Annotated in this window: 14 protein-coding genes; 9 read left to right on the forward strand and 5 right to left on the reverse strand. The window is 46.8% G+C overall.

Annotated features, from left to right (window positions below; genetic code table 11):
- Positions 1–110 precede the first annotated feature (110 nt).
- The 5 genes from ACTHSA_RS07930 to ACTHSA_RS07950 all read left to right on the forward strand — a co-directional run bounded on the left by ACTHSA_RS07930 (position 111) and on the right by ACTHSA_RS07950 (position 4,311).
- Positions 111–746 (forward strand): nicotinamidase, encoded by a 636-nt coding sequence (locus ACTHSA_RS07930; protein ID WP_070624873.1) that lies wholly within the window; start codon positions 111–113, stop codon positions 744–746.
- A 46-nt stretch (positions 747–792) separates the two neighbouring features.
- On the forward strand, positions 793–1,761 hold the full coding sequence (waaC, locus tag ACTHSA_RS07935; protein WP_070624874.1) for a lipopolysaccharide heptosyltransferase I: 969 nt from the start codon (positions 793–795) through the stop codon (positions 1,759–1,761).
- A 184-nt stretch (positions 1,762–1,945) separates the two neighbouring features.
- Positions 1,946–2,695, forward strand: a complete 750-nt coding sequence (locus tag ACTHSA_RS07940; protein WP_003686610.1) for an electron transfer flavoprotein subunit beta/FixA family protein — start codon at positions 1,946–1,948, stop codon at positions 2,693–2,695.
- Positions 2,696–2,705: 10 nt separating this feature from the next.
- Positions 2,706–3,638 carry an electron transfer flavoprotein subunit alpha/FixB family protein gene (locus ACTHSA_RS07945; protein WP_108699920.1) on the forward strand — a complete coding sequence of 311 codons (933 nt, stop codon included), beginning with the start codon at positions 2,706–2,708 and terminating at the stop codon, positions 3,636–3,638.
- Positions 3,639–3,699: 61 nt separating this feature from the next.
- On the forward strand, positions 3,700–4,311 hold the full coding sequence (locus tag ACTHSA_RS07950) for an IMPACT family protein (protein ID WP_004519187.1): 612 nt from the start codon (positions 3,700–3,702) through the stop codon (positions 4,309–4,311).
- Between the two features lie 54 nt (positions 4,312–4,365).
- Here ACTHSA_RS07950 and ACTHSA_RS07955 read toward each other — a convergent pair whose 3' ends face one another.
- Positions 4,366–4,677: a DUF4298 domain-containing protein gene (locus ACTHSA_RS07955; protein ID WP_003747758.1), complete on the reverse strand. Its 312-nt coding sequence runs from the start codon at positions 4,675–4,677 to the stop codon at positions 4,366–4,368.
- A gap of 139 nt (positions 4,678–4,816) precedes the next feature.
- On the opposite strand from ACTHSA_RS07955, the gene purD reads away from it, so the two are divergent.
- On the forward strand, positions 4,817–6,088 hold the full coding sequence (purD, locus tag ACTHSA_RS07960; RefSeq protein WP_004519185.1) for a phosphoribosylamine--glycine ligase: 1,272 nt from the start codon (positions 4,817–4,819) through the stop codon (positions 6,086–6,088).
- A 72-nt stretch (positions 6,089–6,160) separates the two neighbouring features.
- Positions 6,161–6,730 (forward strand): L-threonylcarbamoyladenylate synthase, encoded by a 570-nt coding sequence (locus tag ACTHSA_RS07965; RefSeq protein ID WP_440378869.1) that lies wholly within the window; start codon positions 6,161–6,163, stop codon positions 6,728–6,730.
- 333 nt (positions 6,731–7,063) lie between these two features.
- Here the strand turns inward: ACTHSA_RS07965 and ACTHSA_RS07970 are convergent, their stop codons facing one another.
- Positions 7,064–7,504, reverse strand: coding sequence for a surface-adhesin E family protein (locus ACTHSA_RS07970; RefSeq protein WP_004519182.1), 441 nt, complete (start codon positions 7,502–7,504; stop codon positions 7,064–7,066).
- Between the two features lie 210 nt (positions 7,505–7,714).
- On the opposite strand from ACTHSA_RS07970, the gene purB reads away from it, so the two are divergent.
- Complete coding sequence (gene purB / locus ACTHSA_RS07975) at positions 7,715–9,085, forward strand: adenylosuccinate lyase (RefSeq protein WP_004519181.1); 1,371 nt, start codon at positions 7,715–7,717, stop codon at positions 9,083–9,085.
- 622 nt (positions 9,086–9,707) lie between these two features.
- On the opposite strand, the gene msrAB is transcribed toward purB, so the two are convergent.
- Complete coding sequence (msrAB, locus tag ACTHSA_RS07980; protein WP_039861899.1) at positions 9,708–11,276, reverse strand: bifunctional peptide-methionine (S)-S-oxide reductase MsrA/peptide-methionine (R)-S-oxide reductase MsrB; 1,569 nt, start codon at positions 11,274–11,276, stop codon at positions 9,708–9,710.
- Between the two features lie 145 nt (positions 11,277–11,421).
- On the opposite strand from msrAB, the gene ftsY reads away from it, so the two are divergent.
- Positions 11,422–12,954, forward strand: a complete 1,533-nt coding sequence (gene ftsY / locus ACTHSA_RS07985; protein ID WP_004519177.1) for a signal recognition particle-docking protein FtsY — start codon at positions 11,422–11,424, stop codon at positions 12,952–12,954.
- 158 nt (positions 12,955–13,112) lie between these two features.
- On the opposite strand, the gene ACTHSA_RS07990 is transcribed toward ftsY, so the two are convergent.
- Both ACTHSA_RS07990 and ACTHSA_RS07995 read right to left on the reverse strand, forming a co-directional pair.
- Positions 13,113–14,009: a polyprenyl synthetase family protein gene (locus ACTHSA_RS07990; RefSeq protein ID WP_004519176.1), complete on the reverse strand. Its 897-nt coding sequence runs from the start codon at positions 14,007–14,009 to the stop codon at positions 13,113–13,115.
- Positions 13,993–14,220 (reverse strand): exodeoxyribonuclease VII small subunit, encoded by a 228-nt coding sequence (locus ACTHSA_RS07995; protein ID WP_003681131.1) that lies wholly within the window; start codon positions 14,218–14,220, stop codon positions 13,993–13,995. The genes ACTHSA_RS07990 and ACTHSA_RS07995 overlap by 17 nt, the downstream gene beginning before the upstream one ends.
- Between the last annotated feature and the right edge of the window lie 35 nt (positions 14,221–14,255).

The following is a 14,255-nucleotide window of genomic DNA, read 5'->3' on the forward strand; positions in this document are numbered from 1 at the left end:
TGCGGTCGTAATTTGTTATAATACAAAGCATTTATTCCAAATGTCCGAACATTGGCAATAAATACAAAATTTAAATCATTTAAAATAAAATCAATAGGTTATATTAATCCATGATTGTTTCTATCGATGTAGATGCACAAAAAACGTTTACGCCTTTGTGCCCGAAAGAATTGCCTGTTGCCGAAGGTCATCTGATTGCGGATGAACTCAATGCTCAAGCTGCATTGGCGGATTTGCGCGTGATGACGAAAGATGCGCATCATGCCGCGGCAAAATGGCTTGTGGATAATCCTGTTGATATGTTGAAGCCGACGGGTTTGCCCGATGCGGATTTGACTTGGGTGGCGCATGCGATGGTGGGAACATATGGCTATGAATTGTTGGATGGCCTGCCTTCAGCCAAAGAATACGATTATTGCGTTTGGAAAGGCGTTGATCCTGAATTGCATCCTTACGGCGCATGTTTTCACGATATTGAAGAAAAGCTCAGTACAGGTTTGATCGAATGGTTGCGCTGTCAAAATGCAGATACAGTTATTGTCGGCGGTTTGGCAACGGATTATTGTGTGAAGACAACAGTTTTACAGTTGCTTAAAGGCGGGGCTTGGAAAGTCATCGTCAATCAGGCGGCTTGTCGCGGCATTGCTCCGGAAACGGTTGAATCCGCATGGCAGGAAATGCGTTCCGCCGGAGCAGTTGTTTTAGAAAACGCCGAAGAAATAAAAAAATACATTAATAATCAATAAAATATATTTTAAATCCTATTGTTTCACGTGAAACATCTTTCAAAATATGAAGATTTTACTTGTCCGCTTGTCCAGTATGGGCGATTTAATTCATACGTTGTCCGCAGTTGAAGATTTGGCGCGACAATGTCCTGAGGTAGAGCTCCATTGGCTGTGTGAGGCAGGGTTTGCAGATATTGCGCGCTTACATCCTTTTGTCAAAAAAGTTCATGTAATGAAATGGCGGCAATGGCGCAAGCACCTTTTTCAGGCTGAAACGTGGCGTGAAATAGGCCGTCTGAAAACGGATTTACAGGCTGAATCTTTTGATTTTGTTTTAGATAGTCAAGGACTGATTAAAAGCGCATGTTTTGCCAAAATGGCGAAATCCCCTATTTACGGTTTGGATAAACACAGCGCGCGTGAAAGTTTGGCGGCTCTTGTGTACAGCAAAACGTTTGCCGTGCCAAAAGGTAAAAATGCGGTCTGGCGAAACCGTGAGTTATTCGCCCAAGTATTTGGTTATACAATGCCTGAAACGCAGGTGTTTGGTTTATCGATTCCTGAATCAGGCCGTCTGAAAAATGTGCAATCCCCTTATTATGTTGCTTTGCATGCAACCAGTCGCGACAGTAAATTATGGCCGGTAGAACACTGGCGTGCATTATTGAAGAAGTTGAATGAAAAACAACGATGCAATATATATCTGCCGTGGGGAAATGAAACCGAAAAAATACGAGCCGAACAGATTGCAAGCAATTTACTGTTCGCTTCGGTTTGCGACAAAATGAATTTATTACAGGCTGCATTTTTATTGAAAAATGCAGAGGGTATTATTGGCGTAGATACCGGATTGCTGCATCTTGCCAATGCGTTGGAAAAGCCTGTCGTAGGAATTTATACAGATACAGATCCGGCTAAGACCGGCGTTCAAGTTTCGGCTTATGCGAAAAATTTAGGCGGTATTGCTCAAATTCCCAATGTTGACGAGGTCTATCAAACCTTGATGGATTGTGTTGCAGCATACGGTAAATAATTGCTGGGGAGTTGGATTTATTTTCTGAGTAAATGCTTTAGAAATGATATAATTCCGCTCTATTTGCCAAGATTTATATAAGTTTGGTTTTGTCATGTTGGTGAAAACCGAATTGGATTTTATATAAAGAATGTATCAAAAGCAGTATGCTTGATTTGATGGACATTCTTTTTAGGAGAATTGAATGAAAGCACTGGTCGCAGTAAAGCGCGTAGTGGACTACAACGTCAAAGTTCGTGTGAAAGCCGATGGTTCCGATGTGGATATCGGTAATGTCAAAATGTCGATGAACCCGTTTGATGAAATCGCGGTAGAAGAAGCTGTCCGTTTGAAAGAAGCCGGAAAAGTAAGCGAGATTGTTGCTGTTTCTCTTGGCGAGAAAAAATGCGAAGAGACATTGCGTACTGCTTTGGCGATGGGTGCCGACCGTGCGGTTCATGTTGAGACTGATGCGAAGTTGGAGCCTTTGGCTGTCGCAAAATTACTGAAAGCTGTTGCGGATAAAGAAAATCCGCAAATTTTACTGCTGGGTAAACAGGCAATTGACGATGACGCCAACCAAGTTGCCCAAATGCTGGCTGCGTTGTTGAATGCGGCTCAAGGTACTTTTGCATCAAAAGTGCAAATTGAAGGCGAAGAAGCATTGGTAACCCGTGAAATTGACGGCGGCGAAGAAACTGTTGCGTTGAAGCTGCCTGCGGTCATTAGTGCGGATTTGCGTTTGAACGAACCACGCTTTGTCAAACTTCCTAATATCATGGCTGCAAAGAAAAAGCCTTTGGAAAAATTAAGTCCTGCCGATTTGGCTGTGGATATTTCTCCGCGTTTAAATACCGTGAAATTTGCCGAACCTAAAGCACGTCAAGCCGGTGTGAAAGTGGCTGATGTTGCCGAGTTGGTTGAAAAGCTGAAAAACGAAGCCAAAGTGATCTAAGGAGTATGAAATGAGCGTATTGATTATTGCGGAACATAATAACCAACATTTGAATCCTGCCACTTTGCATGCGGTGACGGCTGCCGCTCAATTGGGTAATGTAGATTTATTGATTGCCGGCAGTAATGCTGCTGCAGTCGTTGAAGAGGCAAAACAGGTTGCAGGTGTAGCGAAAGTTTTGGTAGCCGATGCGCCCTATTACGCTGAAGGTTTGGCAGAAGAATTGGCGCCTTTGGTTGTTAAACTGGCTGCGGATTACCGCTATGTGGCTGCGACTGCAACTGCGTTTGGTAAAAATCTATTGCCCCGAGTAGCAGCCCTATTGGATGTGCCACAAGTTTCCGATTTAACCGAAGTTGTGGATAACTCGACATTTGTCCGTCCGATTTATGCCGGTAACGCGTTTGAAACTGTTCAATCCAATTCTGAAAAATTGGTGCTGACTTTCCGTGCAACCGCATTTGATGCTGCCGAACAAGGCGGTAATGCAGAAGTGGTCAATGTTGAGGCAGCGCCTGCTCAAAACCTGAGCCGTTTTGTAAACCGTCAACTTTCTCAGTCTGACCGTCCTGAATTGACTCAGGCAAAAGTGATTGTTTCCGGTGGCCGTGCATTGGGCAGTGCTGAAAAATTTAATGAAGTGTTAACTCCTTTGGCGGATGCTTTGGGTGCGGCGATTGGTGCTTCCCGTGCGGCAGTGGATGCCGAGTATGCGCCAAACGATGCTCAAGTCGGTCAAACCGGTAAAGTGGTTGCGCCGCAACTGTACTTTGCTATCGGTATTTCCGGTGCTATCCAACACGTTGCCGGTATGCAGGACAGTAAAGTGATCGTTGCTATCAACAAAGATGCTGACGCTCCGATTTTCAATGTAGCAGATTATGGCTTGGTTGGTGATTTGTTTGAAGTTGTGCCTCAATTGACTGAAGCACTGAAAAACTAATGTTTCACGTGAAACGTTCAGACGGCCTTTTATAACAAAGGCCGTCTGAAAATATTTTGGCATGATTACGACCTATAAAACCATTACCACACCGACACAGGCTGAATTTAAAGATAAAGGCAGCCGTTTTATTGCATATGCCTATCCGATTCGCACTTTGGCTGATGTGAAGAAGTATCTCGACCCATTAAAGGAAGAACATCACAAGGCGCGACATTGGTGCTATGCCTATCGATTGGGTGTGGATGGAATGCAGTTTCGCGCAAACGATGATGGAGAACCGTCCGGAAGCGCAGGCCGCCCTATTTTGGGGCAGATTGATTCTGTCGGCGTAACGGATGTGTTGGTTGTGGTTGTACGTTATTTTGGCGGTACGCTATTGGGTGTTCCCGGTCTGATTCATGCTTATAAGGAATCAACAGCTCAGGCATTGGCGATAGCTGAAGTTGTTGAAAAGAACATCGAAAAGACAGTTTGGTTGAAGTGTGAATATCCTGTTTTGAATGAGGCTATACGGATTGCCAAACAATATCAGGCCGATATTGTGGAACAGGATTTACAGCTGGATTGTAAGTTGACAGTGAAAATAGCATTGGCCGATTATGAAGCTTGTATTGCTGCTTGGAAAAATACGCGCCAAATTGAAGTAGATACTGAGAAGCCGTTTGAATAAAAGGTCGTCTGAACATATTTGAGAAATCAAAAGTTTCAGACGGCCTTTGATGTTTTAGCCTTGGTATCTGTCTAAAGCATTTACGCTTGAGCGCAGGTGTTCCCAAGCCAGTTGATGAAATTCTCCCAGTGCATTCCATAGGGCATCTTCGCTCATAATGCTGTATTCGCCCTGTGTTCGCAAATCAACATCTGCCCCTTCTTCAATGGCCTGATGGCATGCTTGGTATTCGTTGGTATAGAAGTCATCCATGTCTTGCATGAGGCTTGCGGCATGTTTCCAGCGGGCGATATCTGCTTCCAGTTGCGGCAGTAATTCGCACCATTCGCGGTATTTGCTTTGAATTTCGTCAATACGTTTTTGCATGATTTTCCTTTCGTTGTTTGAAATTAGAGTATGGTTGTCTTGGTGCGATATTATTCTTAATTTGAAACAGCTATGCAAGATGGAATAATATTCCATCGATTGAATTTTATTTACAACATCTATTCTTCAAGGAGACGGTATGAAATTGCTCGTTATTGGTAATGGTGGACGTGAACATGCACTGGCTTGGAAATTGGCGCAGTCGTCTAAAGTAGAAACTGTCTTTGTTGCACCTGGTAATGCCGGAACGGCAATTGAGCCTAAACTGCAGAATATAGCGTTGACGGCGCATCAAGATTTGATTGATTTTTGCCGTAATGAAAATATTGCCTTTACCGTAGTCGGCCCTGAAGCTCCTTTGGCTGCCGGTGTGGTGAATGACTTCCGTGCTGCCGGATTGAAGATTTTTGGCCCGACTCAATACGCAGCCCAGCTGGAGAGTTCAAAAGATTTTGCTAAAGCATTTATGGCAAAATATAAGATTCCAACCGCGCAATACCAAACCTTTGAAAATGCCGATGCGGCACATGATTACGTCAATCGAAAAGGTGCACCGATTGTTATTAAAGCGGATGGTTTGGCTGCCGGTAAAGGCGTGATTGTCGCCATGACTTTGGATGAGGCCCATGCCGCTATTGATGATATGTTGTTGGGCAACAAAATGGGCAATGCAGGCGCGCGTGTTGTGATTGAAGATTTCCTGCAAGGCGAGGAAGCGAGCTTTATCGTTATGGTGGACGGCAATCATGTTTTGCCGATGGCAACCAGTCAAGACCATAAACGCCTGCTGGATGACGACAAAGGCCCTAATACCGGCGGTATGGGCGCATATAGCCCTGCTCCGGCGGTAACGCCTGATGTTTACGAGCGCGCGATGAATGAAATTATTTTGCCGACTGTGGCCGGTATGAAAGCAGAAGGTCATGAATTTACCGGCTTTTTATACGCGGGCTTGATGATTGATAAAACAGGTGCGCCTTATACCATCGAATTCAACTGCCGTTTCGGCGACCCTGAAACCCAGCCGATTATGAGCCGTTTGGATAGCGATTTAGTGGACTTGGTTGAAGCGGCAATCGACGGCAAACTGGATAGTGTTACCGCCGAATGGAATCCGCAGCCTGCGGTAGGTGTAGTGTTAGCCGCACAAAATTATCCTGACTCTCCGAAAAAAGGCGATGTGATCTTCGGCTTGGATCAGGCTAATCAAATCGGTAAAGTTTTCCATGCCGGTACTGCAACGAATGAAAAAGGCGAAGTTGTAACCAACGGCGGCCGTGTGTTGTGTGTAGTCGGTTTGGGCGATGATGTTGCACAAGCTAAGAGTAAGGCTTATGAGGCATTGGAAACAATCCGTTTTGACGGTATGCAATACCGTAAAGACATTGCCGATAAAGCCATCAACCGTTAATAATGAATAGAAATAGGCCGTCTGAACACAGATTGTCCGACAATCTCAGTTTCAGACGGCCTTGGTATGATGATGATGTTTCCCAGAATTTTATCGGCTGCAGCCCAACGCAGGCTGCAGGCGCATCTTAAAAAAGGTGGTTTGGTCGCCTATCCCACCGAGTCTTGCTATGGCTTGGGCTGTGTCCCTACTTTGCCTAAAGCACTCAATCAACTGATCCATCTGAAAAAACGACCGCAACACAAAGGCATGATTGTCATTGGGCATAGCTTGGAACAGTTGCAACCTTTGCTGCAAAGGCCGTCTGAAAATATCCAAACCATGCTGCATGAAGCATGGCCTGCTCCGAAAACTTTTTTATTGCCGGCCGGCAAAAAAGTATTGCCCTTATTGCGGGGAAAAAGACGTAGTAAATTGGCTGTCAGAGTTCCTGCGCACGCAGGTGCAAGACGTTTGTGTCAGGTTTTGGAAATGCCTTTAGTCTCTACTTCATGCAATCGTGCAGGCAAACGAGCGTGCAAAACGGAAAGGGAAGTCAGAAGACAGTTTGGCAGGAAAGTCTGGGTTGTAGGCGGATTGATAGGTAAGCAGAAAACGCCCAGCCAGATTATTGACGGAGAAACAGGGGCAAGGCTGCGTTAAAGAAGAATTGTATTTTCAAAGGAAAGGTATTTATTTGGAGAAGCAAATTTTTTCCAAAAGATTGGAATACCTGTGTGAAAAGCATTTAGCGCAGATCCAGTTTGATGCATAGCAGTCTAGAGGATAAAGCAGTATTTTGTGAAAGAATGAAGCAAATTTTGAGCGTAAATGAATCGCTTTAATAAATTATTTTTGAATAAACAAATTTTGTGGATAAATTTGAAGATAAATTTCCATAAAAACATAAAAATGCCGTCTGAAACTTGATATTCAAAGCATTCAGACGGCCTTTTAAATATTTAAACTGTGGATAACTTTGTGAATAAGTGTGGATTAAAGCTTATGTCCGCACACAGTTTCGTATTGTTTTTCAGTAATCGTACCGCTCATGACGCTCATTGGGCGGATGCTGGTCGGAGTATAGCTTTGGTTGGAAATTACCCGGCCGTGTTCGTCCATCAGTTGCAGCGCTGCCAGGCGATAGGTTTTGTTTGAGCAATGAATTTCCCAGCTGCCGATGGCTGTTTTATAGGCCGGCGTGTTGACGAAACGTTCCTCTTTCAGTTTGGAAACGGTTTTTTTATCGCGGAAAGTAACCAGTGCGCCATTTCTTTTAATGCTGCTTCTATCAATAGCCACTTTGATATTGCCTTCAGAGATGGTGCCGATGTTGGTCCAGCTGCCGCCGCCGCTCGATGTGGTGGTTGTTTCACAGGCACTCAACATCAAAGCCGCAAATACGGTTGCAGCTAGGGAAAAACGTTTGATATTCATAAAACCTCATTATTTACAGAAAGTCAGCCGATATTATCCGTGAAGATGGCATATATCGTAAATCGATTTTGCAAAGTTGAACCTCTGAAAAGAATTTTATGAAAAATACGCTGAAAAGGCCGTCTGAAACCTGTCTTTCAGACGGCCTTGGAGTGTAAAATCATGTATAATTGCAAACAATTTGGTTTTCATCCCATAGGAAGATCCGACATGATTAACCCTATCGCTGCACTTTCCCCATTAGATGGCCGCTACGCCAAATCCGTTGAAGCATTGCGTCCGATTTTCTCCGAATACGGCCTGATGCGTGCGCGTGTCAAAGTTGAATTAAACTGGCTCAAAGTCCTTGCCGCCGAACCTAAGATTGTAGAAGTTCCTGCTTTCAGCGATTTTACGCTTGCCGAAATCGACAAAGTGATCGAAAACTTCTCGCTTGAAGATGCTGCCGCCGTCAAAGCTATTGAGGCGACCACCAATCATGATGTCAAAGCCATCGAATATTGGCTTAAAGAACGCTTCTCCGGCGTGCCTGAAGTGGCTGCTGCCAGCGAGTTCATCCACTTTGCCTGCACCAGCGAAGACATCAATAACCTGTCCCACGCTTTAATGCTGCAAGAAGCGCGTGAGACTGTTTTGCTGCCGAAACTGGCCGAAATCATCAAAAAACTGACCGGCATGGCGCATGAGTTGGCTGCCGTCCCTATGATGAGCCGCACGCATGGCCAGCCTGCGACACCAAGCACATTGGGTAAAGAAATCGCCAATGTCGTGTACCGCCTGCAACGCCAGTTCAAAAACCTGCAAGCGCAAGAGTTCCTCGGCAAAATCAACGGCGCAGTCGGCAACTACAATGCCCATATGGTCGCTTATCCCGATGTGGATTGGGAAACCCATTGCCGCAACTTCGTTGAAATCAGCCTCGGCCTGACCTTCAACCCCTACACCATTCAAATCGAGCCGCATGACTATATGGCGGAATTCTTCCAAGCCATCAGCCGTGTCAACACGATTCTGATCGACTTCAACCGCGATGTTTGGGGCTATATTTCTTTGGGTTACTTCAAACAAAAAGTTAAAGCAGGCGAAGTCGGTTCTTCCACCATGCCGCACAAAGTCAATCCGATTGACTTTGAAAACTCCGAAGGCAACCTCGGTATGGCCAATGCCGTATTGGGCTTTTTGTCTGAAAAACTGCCGATTTCCCGTTGGCAGCGCGACCTGACCGACAGCACCGTATTGCGCAATATGGGCGTAGGCGTGGGCTATACCATATTGGGCTTTGCCGCCCATCTGCGCGGTCTGAACAAGCTTGAGCCGAATCCTGCCGCCCTTGCTGCCGATTTGGACGCTACTTGGGAGCTGCTGGCCGAGCCGATTCAAACCGTAATGCGTCGTTACGGCGTAGCCAATCCTTACGAGAAGCTGAAAGACCTGACACGCGGTAAAGACGGCATTACGCCTGAAGTGTTGAAACTCTTTATCGAATCGTTGGAAATTCCGGCAGAAGCCAAAGCCAAATTGCTTGAGCTGACCCCTGCGTTGTATGTGGGTAAGGCCGAAGAGTTGGCAAAACGAATTTGATTTATAAAAAAGCCATTTGAATCTTCAAATGGCTTTTTTTGAATTAAATATATAGTATGAAAATAATGAAGAAAGTTTTAGATGTTTAAATATTTTCCAAGTAAGGAAAATTTGATTATATGGTTACCAATCGGCTTGTTAGTCAGTATATTACATTTTCATGGAAAAATTCCTTTTAAAAATATATTTGATACTTTTATGGGTTTGACTCCAATATATGTATTATTGGCATATCTTCATTTTCTTAGGTTTCTACAATTATGTAATTTTCCGTATCTTGTTTCTATTCAAATAGAGGCAAGAATTATTGATGTTTTAAATAGTATTGTCTCTTTTCTAATTGGATTTTCGATATGTACAAGTTTTTTTATACCCTTTTGGAAAGAAAGTTCTAAAGGATATCTCTTTCTTTTATGTTTTAATATTGCGGTTCTAGTGTTTACGATGCTTCCTATATGCTTGCATTTATGGAAAGAAATTAGAGATAAAAAAATTAAATATATTTTGATATCAGTAATGTATTTAATACTTTCTGTTGCATCATTTTATGACATGACCAAATAAATTATAAATTTAAGGCCGTCTGAAATCTTTTTCAGACGGCCTTTTTCGATTCAATCCGTTATTTCACTTTGTCTTTCAATGCACCGTAGCCGGCTGCGTCCATTTCTTCCAAAGGAATGAATTTCAAACTTGCGCCGTTGATGCAATAGCGCAGGCCGCCTTTGTCTTTCGGGCCGTCGGGGAAGACGTGTCCCAAGTGTGAGTCGGCGGCGTGGCTGCGCACTTCGGTGCGGCGCATGTTATAGCTGAAATCGTCGTGTTCGGTAACGGCGGAGGCATTAATTGGATGGGTAAAACTCGGCCAGCCGCAGCCGGAATCAAATTTGTCGGCAGAGCTGAACAGGGGTTCGCCGCTGACGATGTCCACATAAATGCCGGGTTTGAACAAGTGGTCGTATTCGTGGCTGAAGGCGTATTCGGTCTCGCTGTTTTGGGTAACCTGGTATTGCTCTTCGGTCAGAATGCGTTTGAGTTCAGCAGCGCTGGGTTTTTTATACGTTGCCGCGTCAAAGCCTTTGCCTTGAGGGACGGCTTTGGTTTTGCTCGGCAGCGGTTCGTCGGCTTTGCGGATGTCGATGTGGCAGTAGCCGTTGGGGTTTTTAATCAGGTAGTCCTGATGGTATTCCTCGGCGTCGTAGAAGTTTTTTAGCGGCTCGTTTTCGACGACGAGGGGAAGTTTGTATTTTTGCTGCTCGCGTTTGAGTGCGGCGGCGATGACGGCTTTTTCGGCGGGGTCGGTGTAGTACACGCCGCTGCGGTATTGCGTGCCGGTGTCGTTGCCTTGTTTGTTGAGGCTGGTTGGATCAACGACGCGGAAGAAATATTGCAGGATATCGTCTAGGCTGAGTTTGTCGGCATCATAGGTGACTTTAACGGTTTCGGCATGGCCTGTATCGCGGTAGGACACGTCTTCGTAGCTTGGGTTTTCCGTTTTGCCGTTAGCGTAGCCGGATACTGCGTCAACCACGCCGTCTATGCGTTGGAAATAGGCTTCCAAGCCCCAGAAGCAGCCGCCGGCGAGGTAGATGGTGCGCGTATTCATGATTGCTGAATCCTTTTTCTGTGTGTCGGGTTTGTAAAATGTGTTTTTCAGACGGCCTATATCGGCATTCGGGTCGCGGATTAAAGCCAATGCCTGCGCTTCGTTGATGCTGCCTTTGACGATGCGCTGCACGTCGCCGTCTTTGCCGATTAATGCCCAAGAAGGGTAAACACTGATATTCAGGCTTTGGGCGATGGTGCCGCCGTTGTCGGTAACGACGGGCAGCTTAGGATAGTTCAAACCGGAATACCATTTTTGAAAGTCGCCGTCTTTTTTCTCGTGTAGAAAACCGGGCGAGGCAACGGTAATCAGGTTGGCAGAACCGAATTTTATATCTTGCGCCCATTTTTCGGTTTGTCCCAATTCGGACAAACACAAAGGACACCAACTTGCCCAAAATTTAATCAGGGTGGGTTTGTCTTTTTTTAGGAAAACACTGGCAGGGCGGTTGTCAGGGGTTTTTAATGAGGACAATGCCTGCGGTACGGTTGCGGCTTCGGTATCCATCATTTTGGATGAGCAGGCGCCAAGCGCAAGCAGGCAGCCGAACTTGGTGCAAAGTGAAAATAATGTGCGGGGATTCATCTCTATGTTTCCTGTATGGATGGTTTATCTTATTAGACGTTGGAAATGCCAAAACCTGACAACCTTGATTTTCAGACGACCTTGCCACGTAAAATACGCTACAATACTCCCTATTTCAAGTTTCTAAAATTAAAAGGAAAATTTAATGTTCAGCTTCTTCCGTCGCAAGAAAAAACAGGAAACTCCGGCTCCCGAGGAGGCTCAAGTTCAGGAAACCGCAGCAAAAATAGAATCTGAAGTTGCTCAAGTAGTTGAAAATATTAAAGAAGATGCCGAATCTTTAGCAGAAAGCGTCAAAGGGCATGTTGAATCAGTTGTCGAATCGGCTGTTGAAACTATCAGCGAAACCGTCGAGCAGGTTCGGGAAACTTTGACCGAAACGCCGTCTGAAACAGTTGAAAAAGTAGAAGAACACGTTGAAGCGGCAAAAGAAGCGGCTGTTGAAACCGCCAGCGAGACTGTTGAACAGGTAAAAGAAACCGTTGCCGAGATGCCGTCTGAAGCGGTCGAGGCTGCTGAAGAAGTGGCAGAACAGGCTGAGGCAGTCAGAGAAGAAGCTGTTGAAACCGTCAGCGAGGTTGTTGAGCAGGTAAAGGAAACCGTTGCCGAGATGCCGTCTGAAGCGGCCGAGGTTGCTGAAGAAGTAGCGGAACAAGCTGAAGCAGTCAAAGAAGAAGCTGTTGAGGCAGTTAGCGAGACTGTCGAGCAAGTTCAAGAAGCCGTTGTGGAAATACCGGTTGAAGCCCCTGCTCCGGCAGAAGAACACAAGCTCAGTTGGGCTGCGCGTTTGAAACAAGGCTTGACCAAATCACGCGACAAAATGGCAAAATCGTTGGCCGGCGTGTTCGGCGGCGGACAGATCGACGAGGACTTGTACGAAGAGCTGGAAACCGTGCTGATTACCAGCGATATGGGCATGGAAGCCACCGAATACTTGATGAAAGACGTGCGCGACCGTGTCAGCCTCAAAGGCCTCAAAGACGGCAACGAATTGCGCGGTGCGCTGAAAGATGCGCTGTACGACTTGATTAAGCCTCTGGAGAAACCTTTGGTCTTGCCGGAAACCAGGGAGCCTTTCGTGATTATGCTTGCCGGTATCAACGGCGCGGGTAAAACCACGTCTATCGGCAAACTCGCCAAATACTTCCAAGCGCAGGGTAAATCTGTGTTGCTGGCGGCAGGCGATACTTTCCGTGCCGCTGCGCGTGAGCAGCTTCAAGCTTGGGGCGAGCGCAACAATGTAACCGTGATTTCGCAAACCACAGGCGATTCCGCAGCCGTTTGCTTCGATGCCGTCCAAGCCGCGAAAGCGCGCGGGATCGACATCGTGCTGGCTGATACTGCCGGCCGTTTGCCTACGCAGCTTCATTTGATGGAAGAAATCAAAAAAGTGAAACGCGTGTTGCAAAAAGCCATGCCGGATGCGCCACATGAAATCATCGTTGTTTTGGATGCCAACATCGGTCAAAACGCCGTCAACCAAGTGAAAGCCTTCGACGAAGCGCTGGGTCTGACCGGACTTATCGTCACCAAGCTAGACGGTACGGCCAAAGGCGGTATCCTTGCCGCCCTTGCCTCCGACCGCCCTGTTCCTGTCCGCTACATCGGCGTAGGCGAAGGCATCGACGATTTGCGTCCGTTTAATGCCAAAGCGTTCGTGGATGCCCTATTGGATTAAACAGACAGGTTGAGGTTTGTAAACGCAGTTTGCGGGGGATTTCTGAGCCGTATTTTGAAAGGCTTCGCATTCGGTTGGTACAAAAGCCAAACAGGCTGTTAAAAAGGCCGTCTGAAACCTAAAATCAGGTTTCAGACGGCCTTTATTTATTTACGGGTTTAGTTTTTCCGTGCGGTAACAAACTTTGCCAGTTGGCGCAGGCGCAGGGCTTTGTCGCCGAATGGCTCGATCAGGGCAACGGCTTCTGCAATCAGCGTTTCTGCGTAAGTGCGCGCGGCCTGCAGGCCCATCAGTTTGACGTAGGTCGGTTTGTCGTTGTCCGAGTCTTTGCCGGCGGTTTTGCCCAAGGTGGCGGTATCGGCTTCGCAGTCCAATACATCGTCGATCACTTGGAAAGCCAAACCTAATTTGGCGGCGTAGCGGTCTAAGGTTTGGATTTGAGCCGGTGTTAAGTCTGGGCAGGAAAGTGCGCCTAAGGCCACGGCCGCGCGGATGAGTGCGCCGGTTTTGAGGCTGTGCATCTGTTCCAATTCGGCCTGATTCATGGCTTTGCCGACATTGGCAAGGTCGATAGCTTGTCCGCCCGCCATGCCGAGGCTGCCGGATGCCTGGGCCAGCGTGGACAACATGGCAAGCTGACGTTCGGCAGGCAGGCCTGTCGGACGGCTCAGTACATCAAAGGCTTGGGTTTGCAACGCATCGCCGACCAAAAGGGCGGTTGCTTCATCGTATTGCACATGGCAGGTCGGTTTGCCGCGGCGCAGACTGTCGTTGTCCATCGCCGGCATATCGTCGTGAACCAACGAATAGACGTGTACCATTTCGATGGCCGCCATCGCCTGCTCGACGGCATTTTGGTTTGCTTCGCCCAATTCGGACGCGGCAAGCACCAAGAGTGGACGCAGCCGTTTGCCGCCGCCGAGGGTAACGTAACGCATGGCTTCGTGCAGCGTGTGCGGAACTTGGCTTTCAGACGGCAAGAAATGCGCCAGCAGCAATTCGGTTTGCGCTTGGGCTTTTTGTTGCCATGTTTTGAGTTCATTCGCCGGGTTCAAGGTTCAACTCCTTCAGTTCGCCGGCATCCAAGACTTGCAGTTTCTGCTCGACTTCCGCCAATTTGGTTTGGCAGTATCTGACCAATTCGTTGCCTTCCTGATAGGCAGCCAGGGCGTCTTCCAGCGGCATTTCGCTGCTTTGCATGGCCTGGGTCAGGGTTTCGAGGCGGGATAAGGCTTCTTCAAAGGATTGGGGGGCGTTTTTTTTCATGGTTTGAAATGATGGGCAGAAAGGGGGAATTGTAG

Origin of the sequence: Neisseria sp. P0008.S002 (assembly GCF_051962805.1) — a bacterium.
Taxonomy (GTDB): Bacteria; Pseudomonadota; Gammaproteobacteria; order Burkholderiales; family Neisseriaceae; genus Neisseria; species Neisseria perflava.